This window comes from Pseudonocardia adelaidensis (assembly GCF_039543345.1).
In the GTDB taxonomy this organism is placed as follows: domain Bacteria; phylum Actinomycetota; class Actinomycetes; order Mycobacteriales; family Pseudonocardiaceae; genus Pseudonocardia; species Pseudonocardia adelaidensis.
The window spans coordinates 90,970-113,866 of sequence record NZ_BAABJO010000015.1; the positions used below are offsets into that span (position 1 = coordinate 90,970).

A 22,897-nucleotide genomic window follows, 5' to 3' on the forward strand; every position below is an offset into this window, starting at 1 on the left:
CCACCGGCATCCGCGTCAACCCGTGCCCGCGGCGGGTGAGCCGCCGGGCGCCTGCCACCTAGGCTCGGGGTGTGGTCGGGACCAGCGCTCCCGCCGGGATCGCCGGCGCACCGTTCCGGTTCATGCTCGGCGCCACCGTGCTCTGCTTCAGCGGGTACGCGCTGCTGCTGCCGGTCGTGCCGCTCTGGGCGGAGCGCGGGGGGTCGGGCGCGTTCGGGTCGGGTGCCACCACCGCGGTGCTGATGGCCACCACGGTCGCCACCCAGCTCGCGGTGCCGTGGTTGCTCGTGCGGATCGGCCACCGCTGGGTGCTCGCGGCCGGGTCGGTGCTGCTCGGCGCCCCCACGCCGTTCCTGGCGCTGTCGGCCGACCTCGCGCCCGTGCTCGCGCTCTCCGCGCTGCGCGGCGTCGGCTTCGGGCTGGCGACGGTGGCCGGGAGCGCGCTCGTGGCGGAGCTCGTGCCCCGTGAGCAGCACGGCCGGGCGGCCGGCCGCTACGGGCTCGCGGTCGGGGTGCCCCAGCTCGTCCTGCTCGCCGCGGGGGTGGCCGTGGTCGACCGGTTCGGCTTCACCGCGGTGTTCGTCGTGGCGGGGGCCGGGCCGGTGCTGGGCGCGCTGCTCGTGCCGGGGATCCGGATGTCGGGCGCGACCGTCCCGACGACGGCAGGCCCGCCCCCGCGGCCCCCGGTGCGCTCGGCGCTCACCCCGGTGCTCGCGATGCTCACGTGCTCGATCTCGCAGGGTGGGCTGATCACCTTCCTCCCGCTCGCCGTGCCGGACGCCGGGCTGCTCGTGCCGGGTGCCCTGCTGGGGACGGCGGCGGGCTCGCTCCTCGGCAGGCTGGTGGCGGGTGAGCTGGTGGACCGGCGAGGCTGGGGTGGCAGGCTGCTGGTGCCGGGGATGCTGCTCACCGCGGCCGGGTTGATGGCCGAGGTCGTCTCCCTCGGCGCAGGCGCCGGCGCGCTCGTCGTGATCGGGGCCGTGGCCGTCGGCTTCGGGTTCGGGATGGTGCAGAACGACTCGCTGACGGTGCTGTTCGCCGCGTTCGGCAGCGGCGGCTACGGCGCGGCGAGCGCGGTCTGGAACATCGCCTACGACGCGGGCACGGGCGTGGGCGCCCTCGGCCTCGGCGCGGTGGCCGAGCCCTTCGGCTACTCCGCTGCGTTCGGGGCGGCGGCCGTGTTGCTGGGGGTCGGGGTGGTGGTGGCCCGGGCCAGGCCCGGGGCCGCGACCGGGAGGCCGTGAGCCTCCGCGGCGCGCCGGAGCCGCAGGTCGTAGGTGAGGACGGTCTCGACGTCGTCGCGGATCAGCAGGGCGGTGGCGAGGTGGATGGCGTCGAGGGAGCGCAGCAGCGGGTCGGGCAGGCGGCTCGCGGACTCGATCACCGCATCGGAGATGCTGACCTGCGCGACCTCGGAGAGGATGAGATCGACCTTCGACAGGCCCTCCGGCCGGATCCGGAGCACTCCCCTCCGGGCCTCGACGGCGAGCAGGGCGCTCGACACGAGCCCAACCCCGGCCTTCCCTTCGAGGTGAGCGCGGAGCGCGGGCCCCTCGGCTTCGTCGTCCTCGACGAGCTTGAGCAGCGCCGAGGTGTCCAGGTAGATCAATACCGCTCCTCGTCGCGCATCTCGCGGAGCACCTCGGACAACGTCTTCTCGCCCGGTTCGGCCTTCAGCGGCTCGAGGGACGCGAGGGTCTCCGCGAGGTTGCCCTTGGCAGGCCGAACCTGACCCGCCGCCACCATGCGCTGGAAGGTGGTGCTCGGCTCGTGCGCAGGCACGAGGTAGGCCACCAGCTCGCCCCGATCGGTCACCGGGACGCGCTTGCCTTGCTTGGCCATGGCGACGTAGCGCGAGGCGTGCTGACGCAGCTCGCGGATGCCGATGCTCTCCGGCTCACCCACGAGGTGAAAGTAGCACAAATGTGCTACCGAGTTGCGGTTCCCTCAGTGGCCCCGCGCGATCCACTCCTCCAGGTGCGGCGACTCGGCGCCGATCGTCGTCGAGTCGCCGTGTCCGGTGCGGACCACCGTGTCGCCGGGCAGCGCGAGCAGCCTGCCGCGGATCGAGTCGATGATCGTGTCGAACGACGAGAAGGAGCGGCCCGTGGCGCCGGGCCCGCCCTGGAACAGGGTGTCGCCGGTGAACACCGTGCCCAGCTCGGGCGCGTACAGCGAGCACGAACCGGGGGAGTGGCCCGGGGTGTGCAGCACGCGCAGCTGGACGCCGCCGGCGCTCACCGTGTCACCGTCGGCCAGTTCGCGGTCGGGCTTGCGGTCGGGGTGGGTCATCTCCCACAGCGGCGCCTCGGCGGGGTGCAGCAGGATCGGCGCGCCGAACCGGTCGGCGAGCTCCGGCGCCTTGCGCACGTGGTCGTCGTGGCCGTGCGTGCAGACCACGGCGACCAGGCGCCGGTCTCCGACCGCCGCCGCGATGGCGTCGGCGTCGTGCGGTGCGTCGACGACGAGCACCTCGCGCTCGTCGCCGACGATCCACACGTTGTTGTCGACGTCCCAGGTGCCGCCGTCCAGTGAGAACGTGCCGGATGTGACGAGATGGTCGACCGGCGGCATCAGAAGACCACCACCGACCGCAGGACCTCGCCCTTGTGCATCTTCTCGAACGCGGACTCGACGTCGCCGAGCCCGATCGTCTCGCTGACGAACTTCTCCAGGGGCAGCCTGCCCTGGAGGTACAGGTCCACGAGCATCGGGAAGTCGCGCGACGGGAGGCAGTCGCCGTACCAGGACGACTTGAGCGACCCGCCGCGGCCGAACACGTCGATCAGGGGCAGGTCGATCGTCATGTCGGGGGTGGGCACGCCGACGAGCACGACGGTGCCTGCGAGGTCGCGGGCGTAGAACGCCTGCTTGTAGGTCTCCGGGCGGCCGACCGCCTCCACCACCACGTTCGCGCCGTTGCCGTCGGTGAGCGCCTGCACGCCCTCGACGACGTCCTGCTCGCGGGAGTTGATCGTGTGGGTGGCACCGAACTCCTTCGCCCACGCGAGCTTCCGGTCGTCCACGTCGACCGCGATGATCGTGGACGCGCCGGCGAGCCGGGCGCCCGCGATCGCCGCGTCACCGACGCCGCCGCAGCCGATCACGGCGATCGAGTCCCCGCGGCCCACCTTCCCGGTGTTGATGGCCGCGCCGATGCCGGCCATGACCCCGCAGCCGAGCAGCCCGGCGACCTCCGGCTTGGCCTCGGGGTTCACCTTCGTGCACTGCCCGGCGTGGACGAGGGTCTTCTCCGCGAACGCGCCGATGCCGAGCGCGGGCGACAGCTCCTGGCCCGATTCGAGGGTCATCTTCTGCGCCGCGTTGTGGGTGGAGAAGCAGTACCAGGGCTCGCCGCGGCGGCAGGCGCGGCACGTACCGTCGACAGCGCGCCAGTTGAGGACCACGAAGTCACCGGGTTGCACGTCGGTGACGCCCTCGCCGACCGACTCGACGAGCCCGGCCGCCTCGTGCCCGAGCAGGAACGGGAACTCGTCGTTGATCCCGCCCTCGCGGTAGTGCAGGTCGGTGTGGCAGACCCCGCAGGCCTGCACCTTCACCACCGCCTCGCCGGGCCCCGGGTCCGGCACGATCACCGTCTCCACCGAGACGGGTTCGCCCTTCTTGTGCGCGACGACCCCGCGGACCTGCTGCGGCATGGCTATCCCTCACCTCGTTGTCCGGATGCGTTCTCATGCGCAGCCTGCCATGCGATGCGCGTGTCGGTAGGTTCCCCGTGTGCTCGAACGCGATGACGTCGACGTCGAGGGCGTGCCGGTGGCCGTGCTGCGGATGGCGCACGGGCCGGTGAACGCGATGGACCTCGGGCTGTGCCAGGGGCTTGCCGAGCGGTTCCGCGCTCTCGCGGCCGATCCGGCCCGGGCGGTGGTCCTCACCGGATCCGACCACACCTTCTCGGCAGGTGTCGACCTCAAACGCTGCACGGCCGGCGGCGATCCGTACGTGGAGAAGTTCCTCCCGGCGCTGTGCGAGGCGTTCCGGGCGGCGTTCGAGCTGCCGAAGCCGCTCGTCGCGGCGGTGAACGGACACGCGATCGCCGGCGGGTGCGTGCTCGCGGCCTGCGCCGACGTCGTGCTGATGGCCGAGGGCGCCGGGCGCATCGGGGTGCCGGAGCTCCGGGTGGGGGTGCCGTTCCCGCGCATCGCGCTGGAGGTGCTCGGCGTCGCGGTGGGCGAGCGCGGCGCGCGCGAGCTCGTGATGGGCGCGCAGACCCATCCCGCGGAACGGGCCGCGCGGCTCGGGCTCGTCCACGAGGTCGTCCCGGCGGCCGAACTGGGTTCCCGGGCGCTCGCCGCGGCGGCGGCGCTGGCGCGCGACGTCCCGCCCGACACGTTCGCCACCACCAAGGGCCAGCTGCGCCGGCCCGCCCTGGAGCGGACCGACCGCTACGCCGATGAGGACGAGCCGGTGGCCCAGCTGTGGAAGCGGCACATCGCCGACGGTTGGGTCGCGGGGTACCTGGCGTCCGTCACCAGTCGCCGGGGCTCGCCGGCGACGGGCGGCTGAGACCGAACCCCGAGAACCGGTCCCACCCGCCCGCCGTCATCGAGGCGGCGCTCCCACCGCCGTCCTCAGCCCTCCGGGACGTACCCCATGACCCCGTCGGCCGTGAAGCCGGCGAGCTTCAGGTCGAGCCGGCCCTCGCGCGCGACCCGCCAGTCGCTGTCCTTGCTGTAGCGCACGAGCGCCATCGCGCCGTCCCGCTCGCCGGACCACACGTAGCCGACGACGCCCTCGTTCACGAACCGGTCGCCCAGCCCGTCGATCTCGTCCTCGCTCACGCTGAGCAGGTACGTCTGGAATGCGTCCTTCTGCCGGAGCCGGTACACCGGGATGCTCCCGTCGACCTGCTCGTCGAACATCGTGATCCCGGTGGAGTCGTACTTCGGCGTGAACCCGTGCTCGCGCTGGGCGCGGTCGGCCTCGGCCGGGTCGAGCGTGTAGAAGCTGCCCTTGCTGTCCGCCGTGGCGAGCTCGAGCAACGGCTTCTGGTGATCGAGCGACCGGGCCGACACGGCAACGGCGGTGGCGGGCTCGGCCGCGACCGCCACGTTCGTCGTCAGCACGGCGCCCGCCGCGGCCGCCACGACCACCAGAGAACCCACGATCTTCAAGCGGTGTCCCGCCATTTCCCCTCTTCCTCTCTTCGCTGCAGCTGTCGCACGGGGCGACAAAAGATCAACGAAGTCGGGGAGAAGCGGGTCACCCCTTCGGGGGAACGCTGGGACCAGCGGTTTCAACGCGTGCGCAACGGCGCGTCAACATCACCGGGCCGGGGGCGACCTTCCGGAGCTTGCGTTCGAGCTCCGCCACCTCCCGCTGCTGATCGTGGGCGCGGTACAGCTCGAGCGCCCGGCTCCAGTGCTCGCGGGCGGATCCGGCGTCGCCCATGAGGTCGTGGAGGTCACCGAGGCGGGTGTGCGCCTCCATCTCGAAGGTGACGTCGCGCTGCTCCCGCGCCGCCGCGAGTGCCTGCCCGTAGCAGTCGAGCGCCTCGCGGTGCCGGCCGAGGCGCTCGTGCGCGTAGCCGAGCGTGTCCCAGATGCCGGCGTGCTCGATGCCTTCGATCCGCTCGGCCAGCCGCAGCGCCTCCGTGGCCGAGTCGATCGTCTCCGGGTAGTGGCCCAGCTGGGCGTGGCACCAGCCGATCCCGTTGAGGGCGTGGACCTGTCCCGGGGCGTTGCCTGCCGCCCGGTAGAGCTCGAGCGCCCGCTCGGCGTGGGAGAGCGCCTCGGCCTGGTGGCCCTGCGGCTCGAGCAGGCGGCCGAACGCCAGGTGGATGGCGGCCTGGCCGTTCGGGTCGTTCAGCTGCGCGTACAGCTCCCGCGCGCGTTCGAGGTGGGAGTAGGCGTCGGCGTAGGCGCCGAGCCGGGTGCGCGCCCTGGCGAGCCCGCGGAGCATCAGCGCCTCCACGTCGAGGTCGCCGAGGCGACGCGCCGCGCCGATCGCCGTGGTGCAGGCCTCGGCGTAGTCGTGCCAGTGCGCGTTCCGGTCGAGGAAGCTGCTCACCGCCCACTCCAGCTGCCACGCATGCGCGTCGAACCCGGCCTCGGGTGCCTGCCGGATGGCGGCGAGGTAGACGGGGCGTTCGACGCTGAACCACGTCATCGCCCGGGCGATGTCGGCGAGGTGTTCGGGTGTGACCCCGGGCGCGGCCGGGGCCACGGTGATCGGCTTCCTGGTCGGGCTCAACAGCATGTTCGCGGCGAGGCCGGTGTGCAGGTAGTGGTCGAGGGCGCGGCGCACCGACCGGCGCTGCTCGTCCTCGGTGTCATCGAGACGGCTTCGCTCGGCGGCGTACGCGCGGAGCAGGTCGTGGAGCACGAACCGCCCGGGCCGGTGCTCGGTGAGCAGGTTCGCGCGGGTCAGCTCGGCCATCAACGGCCGGACCTCGCGAACGGTCAGGCCGGCGAGGCTCGCCGCGGCCGGCAGGGAGATGTCGGGTCCCGGGTGCAGGCCGAGCAGCCGGAACACCCGGGCGGCGCCGGTACCCAGCGCGCGGTACGACCAGGAGAACACCGTGCGCAGGTCGGCCTGCGGGTCGCCGGCGTCGAACGAGTCCAGCCCGGTCGCGGCGCCCGCGAGCTCCGCCGCGACGGCGGCGATCGGGAACGCGGGCCGGGCGCTCGCCCGCGCGGCCACGATGCTGAGGGCGAGGGGCAGCCCCGCGCAGGCGCGCACGAGGTCGGCAGCGGCGCCCGGCTCGCGGTCCAGCCTGCCGGGACCGAGCCGCCGGGCGAGGAGGTCGCGGGACTCGGCGTCGGGGAGCACGTCGAGCGGGACGGACCGGGCGGCGTGCGTCGTGACGAGGCCGGTGAGCTGCTGCCGGCTCGTGACGACGACCGTGCACGTCGGGCTGCCGGGCAGCAGCGGGACCACCTGGTTGGTGTCGCGCGCGTTGTCGAGCACGACCAGCATGCGCCTGCCGGCCACGAGGCTGCGGTACAGGGCGGCCTGGGCGTCGAGGCCTGCGGGAACGGCCGTGCCCACGCCGAGTGCGTCCAGGAAGCCCCGGATCACGGTCTCGGGGGCGAGCGGTTCGGCGCTCTCGTCGAAGCCACGCAGGTTCGCGTACAGCTGCCCGTCCGGAAAGCGCTCGACGTTGCGGTGCGACCAGTGCAGCGCCAGCCACGTCTTGCCGACACCACCGCACCCGCCGACCGCCGAGATCGCCACCGGCAGTCCGGGGTCGTGCAGCGGATCCAGCGCGTCGTCGAGCAGTGCGAGCTCGGCGGCGCGGCCGACGAACCCGGCGGGTGGGGAGGGCAGCTGACGGGGGACCGGGACGGAGGTCGCGGGGCCCGCGCCCGGCGCGTCGAGCGCGGGGGCGGCCGCGAGCATCTGCTGGTGCAGCAGCTGGAGGGCGGGGCTCGGGTCCGCCCCGAGCTCGTCGGCGAGGCACAGCCGGATCCGTTGGTAGCGCTCCAGCGCCTCGGCCTGCCGCCCGCTGCGGTACAGGGCGAGGAGCAGCTGGTGGGCCAGCCGCTCGTCGAGCGGGTGCTCCTCGGTCCGGGCGGCGAGCTCGCCGAGGACGGAGGCGTGTTCTCCGCGCCGCAGCTGCACGTCGTAGAAGTCGAGCTCGGCGGCGAGCTTCTCGGCGTGCAGCGCCTCCCTGGTGCGGGCCGCCCACGGCGAGTCCAGCCCGGCGACGGGGTCCCCCCGCCACAGTCCCAGCGCGTCCCCGAACAGGGTGGCCGCCGCGTCGTCGTCGGCGGCGTCGTGCGCCGCGGCGGCGAGCCTGCGGAACCGGTGCACGTCCACCGCATCGTCGTCGACCTGCAGGACGTACCCGCCGGACCGGCGGGTGATCTCGCAGCCGGCCGCGGGGAGCGTCGACCTCAGCCGGGACAGGTAGGTGCGCAACGTCGGGACGGCGCGCGGGGGCGGATCCTGGCCCCAGACCCGCTCGGTGAGCTCGCCCGCCGTGACGATCCGGTTGGCGTCGAGCAGCAGGGCGGCCAGCACGTGCCGCTGCCGGGCGGGTCCGAGGTCGACCGGGTGGCCGTCGTGCTGAGCAGACACCGGGCCGAGCAGCCTGAACCGCACGCTCACGTCTGGTCCTCCTCCGCCCGGTGAGCCTAGTGGTCCCGCCCACGGGCACCGCAGCGAGCGGGACCGGAGCCCCCGGCGCTCCGGTCCCCTCCCGTCACCTGCGGATCAGAACCCGAGGGCGGACCTGAGCCGGTCCCAGGCCCCCGCCGACCCCTCTGTGGTCGTGATCTCGACCCAGTCGACGTGGTCGCCCTCGATGTCCTCCCAGTCCTCGGTGGGCTCGCCGTTCTCGAGCGGAACGATGAGCGCGCCGAGCTTGCCGAGGTCCGCCGACGCCGGGGCGTCCGCCGCGACCGCGAAATCGTTCGTCCCGGACCGCGTCTCGCCGGGCGCGAACTTCCCCTGCGCGTCGCTGAAGCTGCAGCTGATCAGCTGGCCGCCCTCGGGGTTCTGCCCGGTCTGCTTGCAGTGCGAGTCCGTGTGCAGGGTGACGGAGGGCGGCAACGAGACGTTCATCAGGACGCCGTTGATGGCCTTGTCGCTGGTGTTCGTCATGTCGAACGAGATGAGACCGGAGGCCCCGGGTGCCACCGGTTCCGGCTCGTGGATGTCGATCTCGAGTACGTGATCCTCGTCGGCGGAAGCGGGCGAGGCGAGGACCGCCCCGCCGAGGCAGGCCGTGGTGGCCGCGACGGCGACGGTGGCTGCTCGAGCGATTCTGCGTCGGCTGCGTGCCGAGTCCACTCATCCTCCAAGTACGTGGGGAGCTGTCGCCACCCAGACGGGTGACGCCCGGTGCAACGAAGCCGTGCAGATCCCGGTCACGCATCGTGACCAGGCCCCTGACCTGCGAATTCAACCTTCGTGCATCATGATCACAATGGTGGGGCCGATGTGCGAACGGCTACCGGGCGGTAAGGGTGGCGATCACCGTGTCCACGTACGCGGGCAGCGCGTCCGCGCTCGGCCCGGCCTCCGGCGTGGCGTGCGCGAGCTGCGCGTGGCCGAGGTACGCGGTGTAGGCGAGCAGGCTCCGTTGCCGGGCCGCGCCGGGTGGGAAGCCGAGCGCGGCGAACAGCTCGGTGAGGTAGTCGAGGCGCCGGGCGGTGACCCGCGCCAGCACGGGCGCGACCAGTGGGTGGTCCGCGCTGGCCTGCAGGGCGAGCTCGACGCGCCCTCCCGGTCGCTCGATGCCCGAGCCCAGTGCGGCGGCGAGCAGCTTGCGCAGCCTGCGGATCAGGTCGGGTTCGGACTCCACGAAGGCGATCACGTCGTCGGTGTCGGTGCGTTCCCACTCCAGCAGCGCCGCCTCGAGGAGCGCGTCCCGGCCGCCGAAGTGCCAGTAGAAGCTGCCCTTCGTGGTGCCGAGGGAGGCTGCGATCGGCTCGACCGCGACCGCCGCGATGCCGCCGCGGGCGAGGGCCGCGAGCGCGGCCGCCGTCCAGTCGTGCGCCGTCAGCCGCTTCCGTTCCGCCACCTCCGTACGGTACCGTACGGCTGTTCCATACGGTGGCGTACGGAGGTGGACCCGTGGTGCGCAACGTCCACGAGCGGATCGTTCCCGCCCCGATCGAGCGGGTCGGCCCGCTGCTCGACCGGCTCGGCGGCCCGGACGACGTGCTGTGGCCGACCCCCGCGTGGCGGCCCATGGTGCTGGACGGGCCGGTGGCGGTGGGGGCGGCAGGCGGACACGGTCCGATCCGCTACCGCGTCACCGGGTACGTCCCCGGCCGCGAGGTCGAGTTCACGTTCGCCCCGGGGATGGGGATCGACGGCACGCACACGTTCACGGCGGAACCGGCCGGGCGGGACCGCACCCTGTTGCGCCACGTGATCGAGGGCAGGGTCACCGGCCGGGCATGCCTGACCTGGCCGCTCGGTATCCGCTGGGCGCACGACGCGGTGCTCGAGGAGATCCTCGACAACGCCGAGCGCGCGGTCGGGGCCGAGCCGGCCCGCCCGGCCCGCCGGCCGGCCTGGGTGCGGCTGATCCGCGGGTTCGCCACGCCGCGGGCCCGGCCCGTCGGGCCGCCGCACACGGCGTTGCTCGCCGGCGCCCTGCCCCGGGTCGACTGGACCGACGCGCACGCCGTCACCGCGCTGCCCGGCACCCCGTCCGATCCGCAGGACTGGGCGGACGCGGTCTTCCGCGACCCGCCCCGCTGGGTGCTGGCCGCGCTCGGGCTGCGCGAGCTGCTGGTCGGCCTCGTCGGGATCGACCGCGCCGGCCGTCGTGCCTTCGACACCCTCGCCCGCACCGACGACGAGGTGCTGCTCGGCACCGACGCGAACCACCTCGACTTCCGGGTATCGGTGCGTCGTGAGCCGACGCGCGTCGTACTCACCTCCGTCGTGCAGCTGCACAACCGGCGTGGGCGCGGCTACTCGGCGCTGGTGCGGCCGGTGCACCCGGTCGTCGTGCGCGCGATGTTGAACCGCGCCGCGCGCCGGCTCTCGGACCCGAAACCGCTGGACGTGGCGGTGCGAATGCGGTGACCTCGGCCCATGCCGAACGGAGGCGGGGCCCGGCTGGGCATCGACGAGATCCCCGAGCGCGTGCGCGGGGCGATCGAGGAGATCCTCGGCGCGCCCGTCGTGGCGGCGCACTCGCAGCCCGGCGGATTCTCGCCCGGCCTCGCCGCCCGCCTGGTGCTCGCCGACGGGCGGCGGGCCTTCGCCAAGGCCGCGGGGATCGACCGCAACCGCGACACCCCGCGGTTCCACCGGCGGGAGGTGGAGGTGCTCGCCGCCCTGCCGGCCGACCTCCCCGTGCCCGCTCTCCTGGGCAGCTACGACGACGGTGACTGGGTGGCGCTCGTCGTCGAGGACGTCGAGGGGGAGATGCCGGTCGAGCCGTGGCGCCCTGCCGAGCTCGCCAGTGTGGTGGGTGCCATGGCCGGGCTCGCCGACCGGCTCACCCCGAGCCCGGTCGCGCGCCCGTCGATCGCCACGATGGACGAGCACGCGTTCCGGGGCTGGCGCACCATGGCCGCGGAACCGTCGATGGCCGCCCCGCTCGGCCCGGCCGTGACGGCCCGGCTCGACGCGCTCGCCGCGATCGAGGAGGGCTGGACCGCCGCTGCCGAGGGGTCGTCGCTGGTGCACGGCGACCTGCGTGCCGACAACATCCTGCTGACGCCGCGCGGCGTGGTCTTCGTCGACTGGCCGCACGCCAGGATCGGTGCGCCGTGGCTCGACCTGCTGTTCCTGCTGCCCAGCGCCGCGGTCACCGGCACCGACCCGGAGGAGGTCTGGACCGCCTACCCGCCGGCGCGCGCCGCCGCCCCGGACGCGGTCACGGCCGTTCTCGTCGCACTGACGGGATTCTTCCTGCACCAGTCCGTGCTGCCACCGCCCAAGAACCTGGAACGGGTGCGGGAGTTCCAGCGTGCGCAGGGCGAGGCCGCGCTGCGCTGGGTGGAGGCGCGGCTGCGCTGATGGCGGGCGGCCCGGGAGAACGACCGCACACACCGTGTCGGGCCCGCACAGATGCCCGGGCGTATGTGCCGTCCGTGCGAGGTGTGTGCGGTGCCCTCAGTCGGCGCGCAGCGGGGCCGGGTCGCCCAGCGCGTCGGCGATCAGCGGCGGGATCTCGCGCTTGCCGGAGCCGTCGGTGGCGACCACGACGTAGACGGTGCGCCCCGCGCAGGTGACCTCGGGGCCGTCGCGGCGCACCTCGAAGTCCAGGGCGAAGCTGGTGCGCCCGATGCGCGCGGTCGAGACGGCGACCTCCACCGCGTCCTGCCAGCGCAGCCCGGAGCGCCAGTCGATCTCCGACCGCACCAGCTGCACGTCGTAGCCCGCCTCGATCATCTTCTGGTACGGCAGTCCGCGTGCGGTGAGGAACGCCGACATGGCCTCGTCGAAGTAGGTCAGGTACCAGCCGTTGAACACGACGCCCTGGGCGTCGACCTCCATGTACCGCACCGTGACGGGGAAGGTGAAGACCTCGCTCATCGCTCGCTTCCTCAGAGCGCTCGGTCGATGAAGCGGGTGACGTCCGCCAGGACCTCGTCCTTGTTCGTCTCGTTGAAGATCTCGTGCCGGGCGCCCGGGTAGACCTTCTCCTCGAACACCACCCCGCGCAGGGCGTCGATGCCTTCCCGGGTGCCGTCGATCGGGACGAGCTGGTCGTCGCCGCCGTGCACCCAGAGGGTGGGGAGCGCGCCGAGCGGGCCGTGGGAGCGGATGCGGTCGAGGCAGGTGGCGAGCGCCTCGAGGGTGGCGCGCCGGAAGCGGCCGTGCCAGACCAGCGGGTCGTCCGCGTACGCCTTGCCGACCGCCGGGTCGCGGGAGAGCGTGTCGGGGTCGATCGGGGTGTCCGGGATCTCGTCGAGGGTGAGCAGGCTGGTCGCGGCGTCCCAGCGGCCGAGCACCGGCCCGGAGAGCACGAGCGCGGCGAGCTCGTGGCCGTACCGCTGTGCATAGCGCGCCGCGATCATCCCGCCCATCGAGTGCCCGATGAGAACGGTGGGCGGCTTCGGGTCGCGGACCCTCGTCGCGAGCTCGTGGAAGTCGTCCACCACCGCCTCGTAGTCCGGGATCAGCACCCGTTCGCCGGCGCTCCTGCCGTGGCCGACGTGGTCGACGCCGTGCACCACCGCGCCGTGGCGCACGAGTGCGTCGGCGACGTGCTCGTACCGGCCGATGTGCTCGCCGTAACCGTGGCAGAGCAGCGCGATGTAGCGCGCGTTCTCCCGTGGCCAGGTGCGAGCGGCGAGCTCGCCCGCGTGCCCCTCGAAGGTCCATTCCTGCGAGTCGGCCACCCTCATCCCCTTCCCGAGCGTCTCTACTCGCCCAGCCGGTCGCGGATCGTCCGGTTGACCGCGCGGCCGAACGCCGTGACCAGTCCGAGCACGGTCACCGGCTTGAGCCGGGACAGTGCCGCCGCGAGGCGGTACCGCTCGTCGGAGCGGTGGCCGCGGTCGCGGTAGGGCTGGAGCACCTCATCCTGGAACATCTCCATCAGTTCCTCGGCCAGCGCCGCGGTGTGTTTCTCGATGAGCGAGTGCGCGCGGCGCCACACGTCGGTCGGCAGGTCGGAGTCGAGCACGGCGAGCGCGCTGCCGAGCGCGCCGGCACCGTGCAGCTGCAGGCGGCCGTCGGGCAGCGGTGTGACGGCGCCGAGGTCGCGCAGCGAGTCGACGTCCTCGGCCGAGAGGGTGCGTCCGGCCCGCTTCTCCAGCTCGGCCCGGTCGACCTCCTCGATCTCCTCCGGCACCCACGGGGTGAGCAGCGCGCGGTGCAGTGCCAGCTCGGCGTGGCCCACGTGGGACGGGAGGCGTTCCAGGTGGCTCTCGATCGCGGAGAGCGTGAAGCCCAGCGCGGACAGCTCGCTCACCAGCTCCAGCCGGGCGAGGTGGTCCGGCCCGTAGAGCCCGGTACGGCCGCGGAGCTGGGGCGGCGGGAGCAGCCCGCGTGCGGCGTAGTACCGGATGTTGCGGACCGTGATGCCCGACCGGTCGGCCAGCTGGTCGATGGTGAGGAGCTCGCCCCGGTCGGGTAGCGATGGTGCCGCCATGGGGCGCAGGTTACGGCACCGCTTGACCTATGTGACAGTACTGCTGTAACAAAGCGGGAAAGGTCCGACTCGGTCGTCGAGGAAGAGGTTCCCATGGCAGAGATGCCCGAGGCGTACGTCTACGACGCCATCCGCACGCCTCGTGGCCGGGGCAAGGCCTCCGGCTCGCTGTACGAGGCGAAGCCGGTCTCGCTCGTGGTCGGCCTCATCCACGAGCTGCGCGCCCGCTACCCGGAGCTCGACCCGGCGGCGATCGACGACGTCGTGCTCGGCGTGGTTTCCCCGATCGGCGACCAGGGCGGCGACATCGCCAAGACGGCGGCGATCCTCGCGGGCCTCCCGGAGACCACCGCGGGCGTCCAGCACAACCGGTTCTGCGCCTCCGGGCTCGACGCCGTGAACAGCGCCGCCCACCAGGTGCGCGCCGGCATGGCCGACTTCGTGCTCGCGGGCGGCGTCGAGAGCATGTCCCGGGTGCCGATGGGCTCCGACGGGGGCGCATGGGCGATGGATCCCGAGACCTCCTACGAGACGGGCTTCGTGCCACAGGGCATCGGCGCCGACCTCATCGCCACCCTGGAGGGTTGGAGCCGCGACGACGTCGACGCGTACGCGCTCGAGTCGCAGACCCGGGCCGCGAAGGCGTGGGCCAACGGGTACTTCGCCCGCTCGGTCGTCCCCGTGAAGGACCGCAACGGCCTCACCGTGCTGGACCGGGACGAGCACGTCCGCGCCGGCACCACCCTGGAGGCGCTCGGCGGGCTGCAGCCCTCGTTCGCGATGGTCGGCGACCAGGGCGGATTCGACGCCGTTGCCCTGCAGCGCTACCACTGGGTCGAGAAGATCGACCACGTGCACACCGCCGGCAACTCGTCCGGCATCGTCGACGGCGCCGCGCTGGTGCTCATCGGTACCGAGGCGGCGGGCACGGCCGCCGGGCTCACCCCGCGGGCCCGGATCGTCTCCACCGCGCTGTCCGGCGCCGACCCGACGATCATGCTGACCGGCCCGGCACCGGCCACCCGCAAGGCGCTCGCCAGGGCCGGGATGACCGCCGACCAGATCGACCTGTTCGAGATGAACGAGGCCTTCGCCGCCGTCGTGCTGCGCTTCATGAAGGACATGGGCGTGTCGCACGAGAAGGTGAACGTCAACGGGGGCGCCATCGCCATGGGCCACCCGCTCGGCGCCACCGGCGCCATGATCCTCGGCACCCTGATCGACGAGCTCGAACGCCGCGACCAGCGGTTCGGCGTCGCCACGCTGTGCGTCGGCGGCGGCATGGGCATCGCCACCGTCGTCGAGCGCCTCTCCTGAAAGGGATACCTGTGTCTGAGCAGAAGGCCGGTCCTACCCGCCCCGTCGGCTCCGCGGGCTCCGCCGACTTGCGTCCCCCAGTCCGCTGGGAGAAGGGCGGGGACGGGATCGTCGTCGTCACCCTCGACGACCCGGGCCGCAGCGCCAACACGATGAACGACCGCTACGTCGAGGCGATGGGCGAGTGCGTCGACGCGCTGGCGGCGGACAAGGAGAACATCACCGGCGTGATCATCACGTCGGCGAAGAAGACCTTCTTCGCCGGCGGTGACCTCGACACCCTGAGCACGGCGACCACGGCCGACGCTGCGCAGGTCATGGAGAAGTCCATGACCGTGAAGAAGCAGCTGCGTCGGCTGGAGACGCTGGGCAGGCCGGTGGTCGCCGCGATGAACGGGACCGCGCTCGGCGGCGGCCTCGAGATCGGGCTGGCCTGCCACCACCGGATCGGGCTCGACGCGAAGGGCGTGGTGTACGGGCTGCCCGAGGTCACCCTCGGCCTCCTGCCCGGCGGGGGCGGCGTCGTGCGCACGGTGCGGATGCTCGGCATCGCGAACGCCGTGATGAACGTGCTCGTGCAGGGCCAGCGGCACAAGCCGGCCAAGGCGCTCGAGATCGGGATCCTCGACGAGCTGGCCACCACGCCTGAGGAGATGCTGGACAAGGCCAGGGCGTGGATCGCCGCCAACCCCGAGGCGAAGCAGCCGTGGGAGCAGCCCGGCTACAAGATCCCCGGCGGCACGCCGTCCCACCCGAAGCTCGCCTCGATCCTGCCCGCGTTCCCCGCCAACCTGCGCAAGCAGCTCAAGGGCGCCCCGATGCCCGCCCCGCGCAACATCCTGTGCGCGGCCGTCGAGAGCACCCAGGTCGACGTCGACACCGCCTTCCGCATCGAGGCCCGCTACTTCACCGAGCTGGCCACCGGCCAGACCTCGAAGAACATGACCAAAGCCTTCTTCTACGACCTGCAGGCCATCAACGGCGGGAAGTCCCGGCCGGGCGGGTACGAGAAGTGGCAGCCCACCAAGGTCGCGGTGCTCGGCGCCGGGATGATGGGCGCCGGCATCGCCTACGTGTGCGCGCTCGCCGGCTGGGAGGTCGTGCTCAAGGACGTCTCGCTGGAAGCCGCCGAGAAGGGCAAGAGCTACTCGGAGGGCCTCGTCGCGAAGGGCGTCGAGCGCGGGAGGACCACCCTCGAGAAGGGCGAGGCGCTCCTGGAGCGGATCACCCCGACCGCGGACTACAACGACCTCGCGGGCTGCGACATGATCATCGAAGCGGTGTTCGAGTCCATGCAGCTCAAGCACGAGGTCTTCCGCGAGGCGATGAAGGTCGTCGAGCCGGACACGCTGCTCTGCTCCAACACGTCCACGCTCCCGATCACCGAGATCGCCGCGGGCCTGGACCGCCAGGGCGACGTCATCGGCCTGCACTTCTTCTCGCCGGTCGACAAGATGCCGCTCGTCGAGATCATCCGCGGTGAGCGCACGTCCGACGCCACCGTCGCGAAGGCGTTCGACGTCACGCTCGGGATCAGGAAGACCCCGATCGTCGTCAACGACAGCCGTGGCTTCTTCACCAGCCGGGTCATCGGCACGTTCCTCAACGAGGGCGTCGCGATGCTCGCCGAGGGCATCGACCCGCAGACGATCGAGCAGGCGTCGGCGCAGGCCGGGTACCCGGCGCCGGTCCTGCAGCTGATGGACGAGCTCACGCTCACGCTGCCGCAGAAGATCCGCAACGAGTCGAAGGCCGCCGTCGAGGCGGCGGGTGGCACCTGGCACCCGCACCCGGCGGAAGCCGTGATCGACCGGCTGGTCGGGGAGTTCGACCGCAAGGGGAAGAGCAGCGGCGCCGGGTTCTACGAGTACGCCGACGGCAAGCGGGCGGGCCTCTGGCCCGGCCTGCGCACCGAGCTGGGCGCCACCAACCACGACGTGGACCTGCACGAGCTCTCCGAGCGCATGCTGTTCGTCGAGGCGATCGAGACGCAGAAGTGCTTCGACGAGGGTGTGCTCACCAGCGACGCCGACGCCAACATCGGCTCGATCTTCGGCATCGGCTTCCCGGCGTGGACCGGGGGCGTGGTGCAGTACGTCGAGGGCTACCCGGGCGGCGTCGCCGGCTTCGTGGCGCGGGCCGACGAGCTGGCGGGCCGCCACGGCCCGCGCTTCGAGGTGCCGGCGAGCCTCCGCGCCCGGGCGAAGGCCGCGGCGTAGACCACGGGGGTTGCAGCAAAGCCACCTTCCCGCAGCCACGTTGCATGAAAGTGGCTTTGCTGCAATCAGGGGGCCCGGTGCACGGCGTCGCGGACGACTGCAGCCAGGTCGCCGGTGCGGCCCAGCACCTCCCGCTGACGCCGCGCGCCCGTTCCCCGGTGCAGCAGGTCGTCGATCAGCCGGCGCACCACGTGGAGGTCGCAGGACTCCTCCAGCGCCGGTGCCACGTGCTCCACGAACGCGTCCAGCACCTCGGCGGCCGGGGCGGGCCGCCACGTGCGCGGGTCCAGCAGCTCGGCCTCGAGGCCGGAGCGGCTCGCCCGCCACTCCGCGAGCCGCAGCACCTCGGTGCGCACCGGGTCGGGGGCGCAGCCCCGCTTCGCGGCGTCGGCCGCGGTCTGCACGAGCGCCCTGACGAGGCCGGCCACGAGCACCGCCTCGTCGGGCTCGCGGCAGACGTCCGCCACGCGCACCTCCACGGTCGGGTGCCGCCGCGACAGCCGCGCGTCGAGGTAGATCATGCCTTCGTCGAGGAGGGTCTCGGTGGCCAGCGCCGTGTCGATGAGCGCCCGGTACGCTGCGGCGGACCGGAACGGGGCGTACGGACCCGCGGACGGCCAGCGCTGCCAGACCTGGGCGCGGTAGCTGCGGTAACCGGAGTCGTCGCCGTTCCAGAACGGGGAGTTGGCCGAGACCGCGAGCAACGGGGCGAGCCACGGGCGGATCCGGTCGAGCACCTCGACGCCCTCGTCCGGCGAGTTGATCGAGACGTGCACGTGGCAGCCGCAGGTGAGCTGCTCGGCCGCGGTGAGCCCGAAGCGGCGGCACATCTCCGCGTACCGCAGCTTCGGGGTGACCGTGGGCTCCACGGGGAGCGGTGACGTCGCCAGCGGCGCCAGTGCGACGCCGACCTCGTGCGCCGCGGCCGCCGCGGTCGCGCGGGCCCCGCGCACCTGCGTCCCCAGTTCCTCGAGCGTGTGGCACGGCTTGGTGCAGGTCTCCACCTGCTCCTGCTGCAGCTCCCCGGCCAGGTCGCCGCCCGCGGCGAGCACCGCCTGTCCCACCGCCCGCGCGCGCCCCGTCTCCGAGTCGACCAGCAGGAACTCTTCTTCGACGCCCACCGTCCGTACGGTCACGCGCACATGTACCCACTCCCGGCGATCCCGACGCGGTGGTCGCTACCGGACGAGTGAGGCACCCTGGAGACCGTGGCCGAGTGGGTGTTCGGAGTCGTCGACCGGCTCGGCTCACTGGGTGTGGGGCTGCTCATCCTGCTCGAGAACGTGGTCCCCCCGATCCCGTCGGAGGTGATCCTGCCGCTCGCCGGGTTCCGCGCCCGCACGGGCGCCCTGAACGTCCTGGCCGTGTGGCCTGCGGCCACGGCGGGATCCGTGCTCGGCGCGCTCCTGCTCTACGGGCTCGGCGCGTGGCTGGGCTACGAGCGGTTGCACCGCCTCGCGGGGCGCCGGTGGTTCGTGTTCGTGAGCAGGCGGGACCTGGAGCGCGGGGACGCGGCCTTCGACCGCCACGGCGGCAAGATGGTGCTGCTCGCGCGGTGCGTCCCGTTCCTGCGCAGCGTGGTCTCGATCCCGGCGGGGATCTCCGGCATGCCGCTGGTGCGCTTCGTCGTGCTCACCGCGATCGGCAGCGGGGTCTGGAACGCGGGGTTCATCGCGCTCGGCTGGGCGCTCGGGGAGAACTGGGAACGGGTGGAGGGCCTCATCGGTCCGGTCGGCTACGTGGTGCTCGCGCTGCTCGCCGTGGGGCTGGTCGTCCTGGTCGTGCGACGCCTGCGGTCGAGGTCGGCGGCGGGTACGGCACGATGACGTCGTGGGGGTGCGGCTCGCGGGCGTGCGGAAGTCCTACCGGCGCCGCGAGGTGCTCGCCGGGATCGACCTCGAACTCGCCCCTGGCCGTCCGGTCGTGGTGGTGGGCGGGAACGGCACCGGCAAGTCCACGCTGCTGCGCGTCGCCGCCGGCGCCAGTGCCGCGACCGCGGGGAGCGTGACCGGCCGGCCCGGGGCGGTGGGGTTCGTCCCCGGCCGGGTGCCGGCGTCCACCCGGATGCCCGCCCGGGCGTACCTGTGGCACATGGCCGCCGTCCACGGCACGCGCCACGACCCCACCGCGCTCCTCGACGACCTCGGCTTCAGCGGCGATCTCGACGCGCCGGTCGCGCGGCTGTCCACCGGCAACGTGCAGAAGATCCTCCTGGCGCAGGCGCTCGGCTGCGGCGCCGGCCTGGTGGTGCTGGACGAGCCGTGGTCCGGCCTGGACGCGGCGGCCGCCGCGGCGCTGGACCGCCTGCTGGTGGAGGCGGCCTCGACCACCGCGCTCCTGGTGGCCGACCACACCGGACGCGCCGCGGCACTGCCCGGCGCCGCGGTGTTCCGGATCGTCGCCGGGGTGCTGGCGGAAGCCGTCGATCTGCCGGGCGCCGTGCACACCGTCGTGGAGCTGCGGTGCCCCGGCGACCCGGCCGAGCTGCTCCGGGTCCTGCCCGGTGTCCGGGAGTCGTGGCTCGGGGCGGGTTCGCTGACCGTGCGGGTGCCGGTCGAACGCGGCGACGGGCTGCTGGCCGCGGCGCTCGCGCGCGGCTGCTCGGTGCTGGCGGTGCGGCGTGACGGGGCCCGCCCGTGACCGTGCTCGCCCGGACGCTCGCGGTGGCCCGGTACCTCACCGCCGACGTCGCCCGCTCGCAGCGCTTCCTGCTCCCGCTGCTGGCGCACGGCGCCGTGCTGGCCGTGCTGTTCGGCGGCGATCCCGGGCCCCCGCCGGGGCCGTGGGCGGCGTCGGCGCTCGCCGTCTACCCCGCCGCCGCGTGGCTGGCCGTGGTCGTCGCCAACACCGAGGCGGCCGAACAGCGTGCCGTCACGATCGCTTCGGCGGGCGGGCCGTCCCGGGTCACGGCCGCCACCCTGCTCGTGGCGCTCGTGGGCGGGCTCGTCCTCGCCGCCCTCTCGGTGCTGGTGCCCGCGCTGGTGAGCCGCTACCCGTACCCGCCTCCGGTGCTGCTGGCGGGCGCGCTCGCCCACGTCGCGTGCGCGGCGACGGGAACCGCTCTCGGCCTGCTCGTCGCCCGGCCGGTGGTCGCCCGGATCGGCTGGTCGTTCTGCATCGGCGTCGCGGTCGTCATGGTGACGGCGGTGCAGCCGTGGCTGCCGCCCGTCGGCTCTGCGGTCGAGGCGCTCGTGTCGGGCGGGCTCCCGCTCGTGGAGGCGGCGTTGGGCGTCGGGCTGGTGGTGGCCGCGGGCCTCGTCTCCTGGGCGCGGGAGATCCGCACGACCTGAGGGCGTCAGTACTCGTACGGGTCCGGTGGGGCCGGCACGACCGTCGCCGCCGTCGCCGTCAGCGCAGGGACGTGCCCGGTGGCGGCCGTCGCGCTGCCCACCAGCAGGACGCCCCGCACCTGCAGCCAGGTGCCGGCTGCGTGGTCGCCCGCCTTCCCGGGATCGCGACCAGCAGCACCGCGCAGGACACGTGCATCGACGTGGGGCGGGAGCCGACGGCACCGGTCACGGGACGGGATGCTGCCAGCGGGCCATGTCCCGGTGGGCCGGTTCGCCCTGGTCGGAGCAAGCTCGGATCAATCCGCGGCGACGCGCTCCAGGAGGCGCTGCAGCGCCGCGTCGAACGCGTCCGGGCGTTCGAGGTTGGGCATGTGCGCGGCGCCGTCCACGACCACCAGCTCCGCACCCGGCACGCGGTCGGCGATCGCCCGCGCGTCGGAGAGCGGGGTGAAGGTGTCCTCGCTCCCGACGACCACGGTCGTCGGCACCGCGACGGCGGACAGGTCGGCCCGCCGGTCGGGCCGGTGGGCGCGGGCGCGCTGGGCGGCCGCGGCACCGGCCGGGTCGGTGGAACGCATCATCGTGAGCACGTGCTCCGCCACCGCCGGCGGTGCGTCCGGCGCGACCATCAGGTAGAGCACCTCGACGGCGTACGGGTCCATGCCCTCCCGCAGCAGGCGCTGCGCCTGCGCGATCCGCGCATCCCGGGAGTCGCCGGTCTCGCCCGCCGCCGTCGTGTCCGCGAGCAGCAGGCCGGCCACCCGGTCCGGGTGACGCGCCCAGAGCTCCAGTGCGACCTGCCCGCCCATCGACAGCCCCACCACGACGGCGCGGGGCACGCGCAGGCCGTCCAGCAGCGCGGCGAGGTCGTCGACGAACGCCGACCACTCGGGTACCGCACCGCCGCTCGCCCCGTACCCGCGCAGGTCGGGCACGATCACGCGCCGGTGGCCGCCGAACCGCCGCAGCTGCGGCTCCCACATGGAGCGGTCGAACGGGTGGCCGTGCACGAGCAGGAGCGGGACGTCGCCGTCCGGGCCGACGTCCTCGTACGCGAGAACCGTGCGTTCCAGTGCGATCGTGCGCATCCCCGACTCCTCTCCGGTTTGACCGTCCCGAGTCTGCTCGGTACAAAACGCCAAAGCAATCCACCTGCGGCGCGACAATGAACTCGGAGCAATCGTGGACGACTACCGGATGCTGGCCGACGCCGTCGCCGCGGACATCGCGGCGGGCCGACTCCGCGCGGGCGACCGGCTCCCCACCCAGCGGCGGTTCGCCCGCGACCGCGGCATCGCGGTGTCCACCGCGTCGCGCACGTACGCGGAGCTCGCCCGCCGCGGGCTGGTCGCAGGCGAGGTGGGGCGGGGCACGTTCGTCCGGGCTGCGCCGCCGCCACCCGTCCCGGCGCTCGCCGAGCACCGCCCCGGCACCGTCGACCTCGAGATGAACTTCCCGATCCTCGACGAGCAGGCCGCGCTGCTCGCGCCCGCGTTGTCCGGGTTGCTGCGGGCCGACGGTCTGCGGGCAGGCATGGCGCCCGGCAGTGCCGCGGGCACGGAGGCGGCCCGGCGGGCGGCCGCGGCCACGTTGGCCTGCCAGGGCTGGGAGCCGCGGCCGGAGCAGGTGCTCTTCGCCGGCAACGGCCGGCAGGCCATCGCCGCGGCGATCGGCGCGCTCGTGCCCGTCGGCGGGCGGCTCGGCGTCGAGGCGCTCACCTACCCGGTGACCCGTACGATCGCGGCGCGGCTCGGCGTGGAGGTGGTGCCGCTCGCGGTGGACGGCGACGGCCTCGCGCCGGAGGCCGTGCGGGCGGCGGGCCGGCTCGACGCCGTCTTCGTGCAGCCGACGATGCACAACCCGCTCGGCCTCACCATGCCCGTGGCGCGCCGCCAGGAGCTGGCCGCGGTGCTCGCCGAGCAGGGCGTCCCGGCGATCGAGGACCGCATCTACTCGTTCCTGCGCGACGACCCGCCGCCGCTCGCGGCGTTCGCGCCGGAGCACACGGTCGTGGTGGACAGCCTCTCCAAACGCGTCGCGCCCGGGTGCACGCTCGGGTTCGTCGTGCCGCCGATGTCCCGCCACCAGCGAGTGCGGGCGGCGATCCGGACCGGTGGCTGGCTGGCGCAGATGTTCGCCGTGGAGGCAGGCACCCGCTGGATGGCCGACGGCGTCGTCGCGGAGATCCAGCGGTTGAAGCGGGCGGACGCGGCGCGGCGCCAGGCGCTGGTGGCGCAGCGGCTGGCCGGGTTCGCCGTGCGCGCCGACCCGGCTGCCTACCACTGCTGGTGGGAGCTGCCGGCGCCGTGGCGGGCGGAGACGTTCGTCGCGGCGGCGGCGCGCAGCGGGATCGCGGTGACGCCCGCCGCGTCGTACGCCGCCGGAGCCGGGCACGCCCCGAGCGCGGTCCGGCTGGCGCTGGCCACGCCGCCGCTCGACACGCTCGCCGTCGCACTCGACGTGCTCGCCGCGCTGGGCCGCGGCGCTCCCGGCGACGACGGCACGGAGTAGCGGAACGGCCGGTGTAGAACTGCCCC

Annotated in this window: 23 protein-coding genes; 10 read left to right on the forward strand and 13 right to left on the reverse strand. The window is 73.7% G+C overall.

Going from position 1 to position 22,897, the window contains the following annotated elements; translation table 11 throughout:
* Positions 1-71: 71 nt before the first annotated feature.
* Complete coding sequence (locus ABEA81_RS20950) at positions 72-1,244, forward strand: MFS transporter (RefSeq protein ID WP_345606934.1); 1,173 nt, start codon at positions 72-74, stop codon at positions 1,242-1,244.
* Here the strand turns inward: ABEA81_RS20950 and ABEA81_RS20955 are convergent.
* The 4 genes from ABEA81_RS20955 to ABEA81_RS20970 are packed head-to-tail and all read right to left on the reverse strand — an operon-like array spanning position 1,151 to position 3,659.
* Entirely contained in the window at positions 1,151-1,609 is a 459-nt protein-coding gene (locus ABEA81_RS20955) for a type II toxin-antitoxin system VapC family toxin (RefSeq protein WP_345606935.1), read from the reverse strand. The two genes, ABEA81_RS20950 and ABEA81_RS20955, sit on opposite strands and share 94 nt — an antisense overlap.
* Positions 1,606-1,905, reverse strand: coding sequence for a type II toxin-antitoxin system Phd/YefM family antitoxin (locus ABEA81_RS20960; RefSeq protein WP_345606936.1), 300 nt, complete (start codon positions 1,903-1,905; stop codon positions 1,606-1,608). Before ABEA81_RS20960 ends, ABEA81_RS20955 begins: the two co-directional genes overlap by 4 nt.
* A gap of 42 nt (positions 1,906-1,947) precedes the next feature.
* On the reverse strand, positions 1,948-2,574 hold the full coding sequence (locus ABEA81_RS20965; protein WP_345606937.1) for an MBL fold metallo-hydrolase: 627 nt from the start codon (positions 2,572-2,574) through the stop codon (positions 1,948-1,950).
* Positions 2,574-3,659 (reverse strand): S-(hydroxymethyl)mycothiol dehydrogenase, encoded by a 1,086-nt coding sequence (locus ABEA81_RS20970; protein WP_345606938.1) that lies wholly within the window; start codon positions 3,657-3,659, stop codon positions 2,574-2,576. The genes ABEA81_RS20965 and ABEA81_RS20970 overlap by 1 nt, the downstream gene beginning before the upstream one ends.
* Positions 3,660-3,738: 79 nt before the next feature.
* Here ABEA81_RS20970 and ABEA81_RS20975 point away from each other — a divergent pair, with 79 nt between their 5' ends.
* On the forward strand, positions 3,739-4,527 hold the full coding sequence (locus ABEA81_RS20975) for an enoyl-CoA hydratase/isomerase family protein (RefSeq protein WP_345606939.1): 789 nt from the start codon (positions 3,739-3,741) through the stop codon (positions 4,525-4,527).
* A gap of 65 nt (positions 4,528-4,592) precedes the next feature.
* Here ABEA81_RS20975 and ABEA81_RS20980 read toward each other — a convergent pair whose 3' ends face one another.
* From ABEA81_RS20980 to ABEA81_RS20995, 4 genes are all read right to left on the reverse strand, one after another.
* Positions 4,593-5,126: a hypothetical protein gene (locus tag ABEA81_RS20980; RefSeq protein ID WP_345606940.1), complete on the reverse strand. Its 534-nt coding sequence runs from the start codon at positions 5,124-5,126 to the stop codon at positions 4,593-4,595.
* A 97-nt stretch (positions 5,127-5,223) separates the two neighbouring features.
* On the reverse strand, positions 5,224-8,073 hold the full coding sequence (locus ABEA81_RS20985; RefSeq protein WP_345606941.1) for an AfsR/SARP family transcriptional regulator: 2,850 nt from the start codon (positions 8,071-8,073) through the stop codon (positions 5,224-5,226).
* A gap of 105 nt (positions 8,074-8,178) precedes the next feature.
* Positions 8,179-8,757, reverse strand: a complete 579-nt coding sequence (locus ABEA81_RS20990; RefSeq protein ID WP_345606942.1) for a hypothetical protein — start codon at positions 8,755-8,757, stop codon at positions 8,179-8,181.
* Positions 8,758-8,917: 160 nt separating this feature from the next.
* Positions 8,918-9,490, reverse strand: a complete 573-nt coding sequence (locus ABEA81_RS20995; protein ID WP_345606943.1) for a TetR/AcrR family transcriptional regulator — start codon at positions 9,488-9,490, stop codon at positions 8,918-8,920.
* A gap of 53 nt (positions 9,491-9,543) precedes the next feature.
* Between ABEA81_RS20995 and ABEA81_RS21000 the strand changes: the two genes are divergently transcribed.
* Entirely contained in the window at positions 9,544-10,509 is a 966-nt protein-coding gene (locus ABEA81_RS21000; protein ID WP_345606944.1) for a DUF2867 domain-containing protein, read from the forward strand.
* 9 nt (positions 10,510-10,518) lie between these two features.
* Entirely contained in the window at positions 10,519-11,451 is a 933-nt protein-coding gene (locus tag ABEA81_RS21005) for a phosphotransferase family protein (RefSeq protein WP_345606945.1), read from the forward strand.
* Positions 11,452-11,547: 96 nt separating this feature from the next.
* Here ABEA81_RS21005 and ABEA81_RS21010 read toward each other — a convergent pair whose 3' ends face one another.
* The 3 genes from ABEA81_RS21010 to ABEA81_RS21020 are packed head-to-tail and all read right to left on the reverse strand — an operon-like array spanning position 11,548 to position 13,534.
* On the reverse strand, positions 11,548-11,970 hold the full coding sequence (locus tag ABEA81_RS21010) for an acyl-CoA thioesterase (protein ID WP_345606946.1): 423 nt from the start codon (positions 11,968-11,970) through the stop codon (positions 11,548-11,550).
* A gap of 11 nt (positions 11,971-11,981) precedes the next feature.
* On the reverse strand, positions 11,982-12,785 hold the full coding sequence (locus tag ABEA81_RS21015; protein WP_425570622.1) for an alpha/beta hydrolase: 804 nt from the start codon (positions 12,783-12,785) through the stop codon (positions 11,982-11,984).
* Positions 12,786-12,802: 17 nt separating this feature from the next.
* Positions 12,803-13,534 (reverse strand): MerR family transcriptional regulator, encoded by a 732-nt coding sequence (locus ABEA81_RS21020; protein WP_345606949.1) that lies wholly within the window; start codon positions 13,532-13,534, stop codon positions 12,803-12,805.
* 102 nt (positions 13,535-13,636) lie between these two features.
* On the opposite strand from ABEA81_RS21020, the gene ABEA81_RS21025 reads away from it, so the two are divergent.
* Both ABEA81_RS21025 and ABEA81_RS21030 read left to right on the forward strand, forming a co-directional pair.
* A complete protein-coding gene (locus ABEA81_RS21025; protein WP_425570627.1) occupies positions 13,637-14,851 on the forward strand; it encodes an acetyl-CoA C-acetyltransferase in 1,215 nt (404 codons plus the stop codon).
* Positions 14,852-14,919: 68 nt separating this feature from the next.
* Positions 14,920-17,070: a 3-hydroxyacyl-CoA dehydrogenase NAD-binding domain-containing protein gene (locus ABEA81_RS21030; RefSeq protein ID WP_345607030.1), complete on the forward strand. Its 2,151-nt coding sequence runs from the start codon at positions 14,920-14,922 to the stop codon at positions 17,068-17,070.
* 65 nt (positions 17,071-17,135) lie between these two features.
* Here ABEA81_RS21030 and ABEA81_RS21035 read toward each other — a convergent pair whose 3' ends face one another.
* On the reverse strand, positions 17,136-18,212 hold the full coding sequence (locus tag ABEA81_RS21035; RefSeq protein WP_345606951.1) for a carboxylate-amine ligase: 1,077 nt from the start codon (positions 18,210-18,212) through the stop codon (positions 17,136-17,138).
* A 66-nt stretch (positions 18,213-18,278) separates the two neighbouring features.
* On the opposite strand from ABEA81_RS21035, the gene ABEA81_RS21040 reads away from it, so the two are divergent.
* From ABEA81_RS21040 to ABEA81_RS21050, 3 genes are read left to right on the forward strand one after another with little or no spacing between them, the layout of a single operon-like run.
* Positions 18,279-18,896, forward strand: a complete 618-nt coding sequence (locus ABEA81_RS21040; protein WP_345606952.1) for a DedA family protein — start codon at positions 18,279-18,281, stop codon at positions 18,894-18,896.
* Between the two features lie 4 nt (positions 18,897-18,900).
* Positions 18,901-19,710 (forward strand): ATP-binding cassette domain-containing protein, encoded by an 810-nt coding sequence (locus ABEA81_RS21045; RefSeq protein ID WP_345606953.1) that lies wholly within the window; start codon positions 18,901-18,903, stop codon positions 19,708-19,710.
* Complete coding sequence (locus ABEA81_RS21050; RefSeq protein WP_345606954.1) at positions 19,707-20,360, forward strand: hypothetical protein; 654 nt, start codon at positions 19,707-19,709, stop codon at positions 20,358-20,360. Before ABEA81_RS21045 ends, ABEA81_RS21050 begins: the two co-directional genes overlap by 4 nt.
* Before the next feature lie 296 nt (positions 20,361-20,656).
* Here the strand turns inward: ABEA81_RS21050 and ABEA81_RS21055 are convergent, their stop codons facing one another.
* A complete protein-coding gene (locus ABEA81_RS21055; RefSeq protein WP_345606955.1) occupies positions 20,657-21,448 on the reverse strand; it encodes an alpha/beta fold hydrolase in 792 nt (263 codons plus the stop codon).
* A gap of 94 nt (positions 21,449-21,542) precedes the next feature.
* Here ABEA81_RS21055 and ABEA81_RS21060 point away from each other — a divergent pair, with 94 nt between their 5' ends.
* Positions 21,543-22,871, forward strand: coding sequence for an aminotransferase-like domain-containing protein (locus ABEA81_RS21060; protein ID WP_345606956.1), 1,329 nt, complete (start codon positions 21,543-21,545; stop codon positions 22,869-22,871).
* Positions 22,872-22,897: the final 26 nt, after the last annotated feature.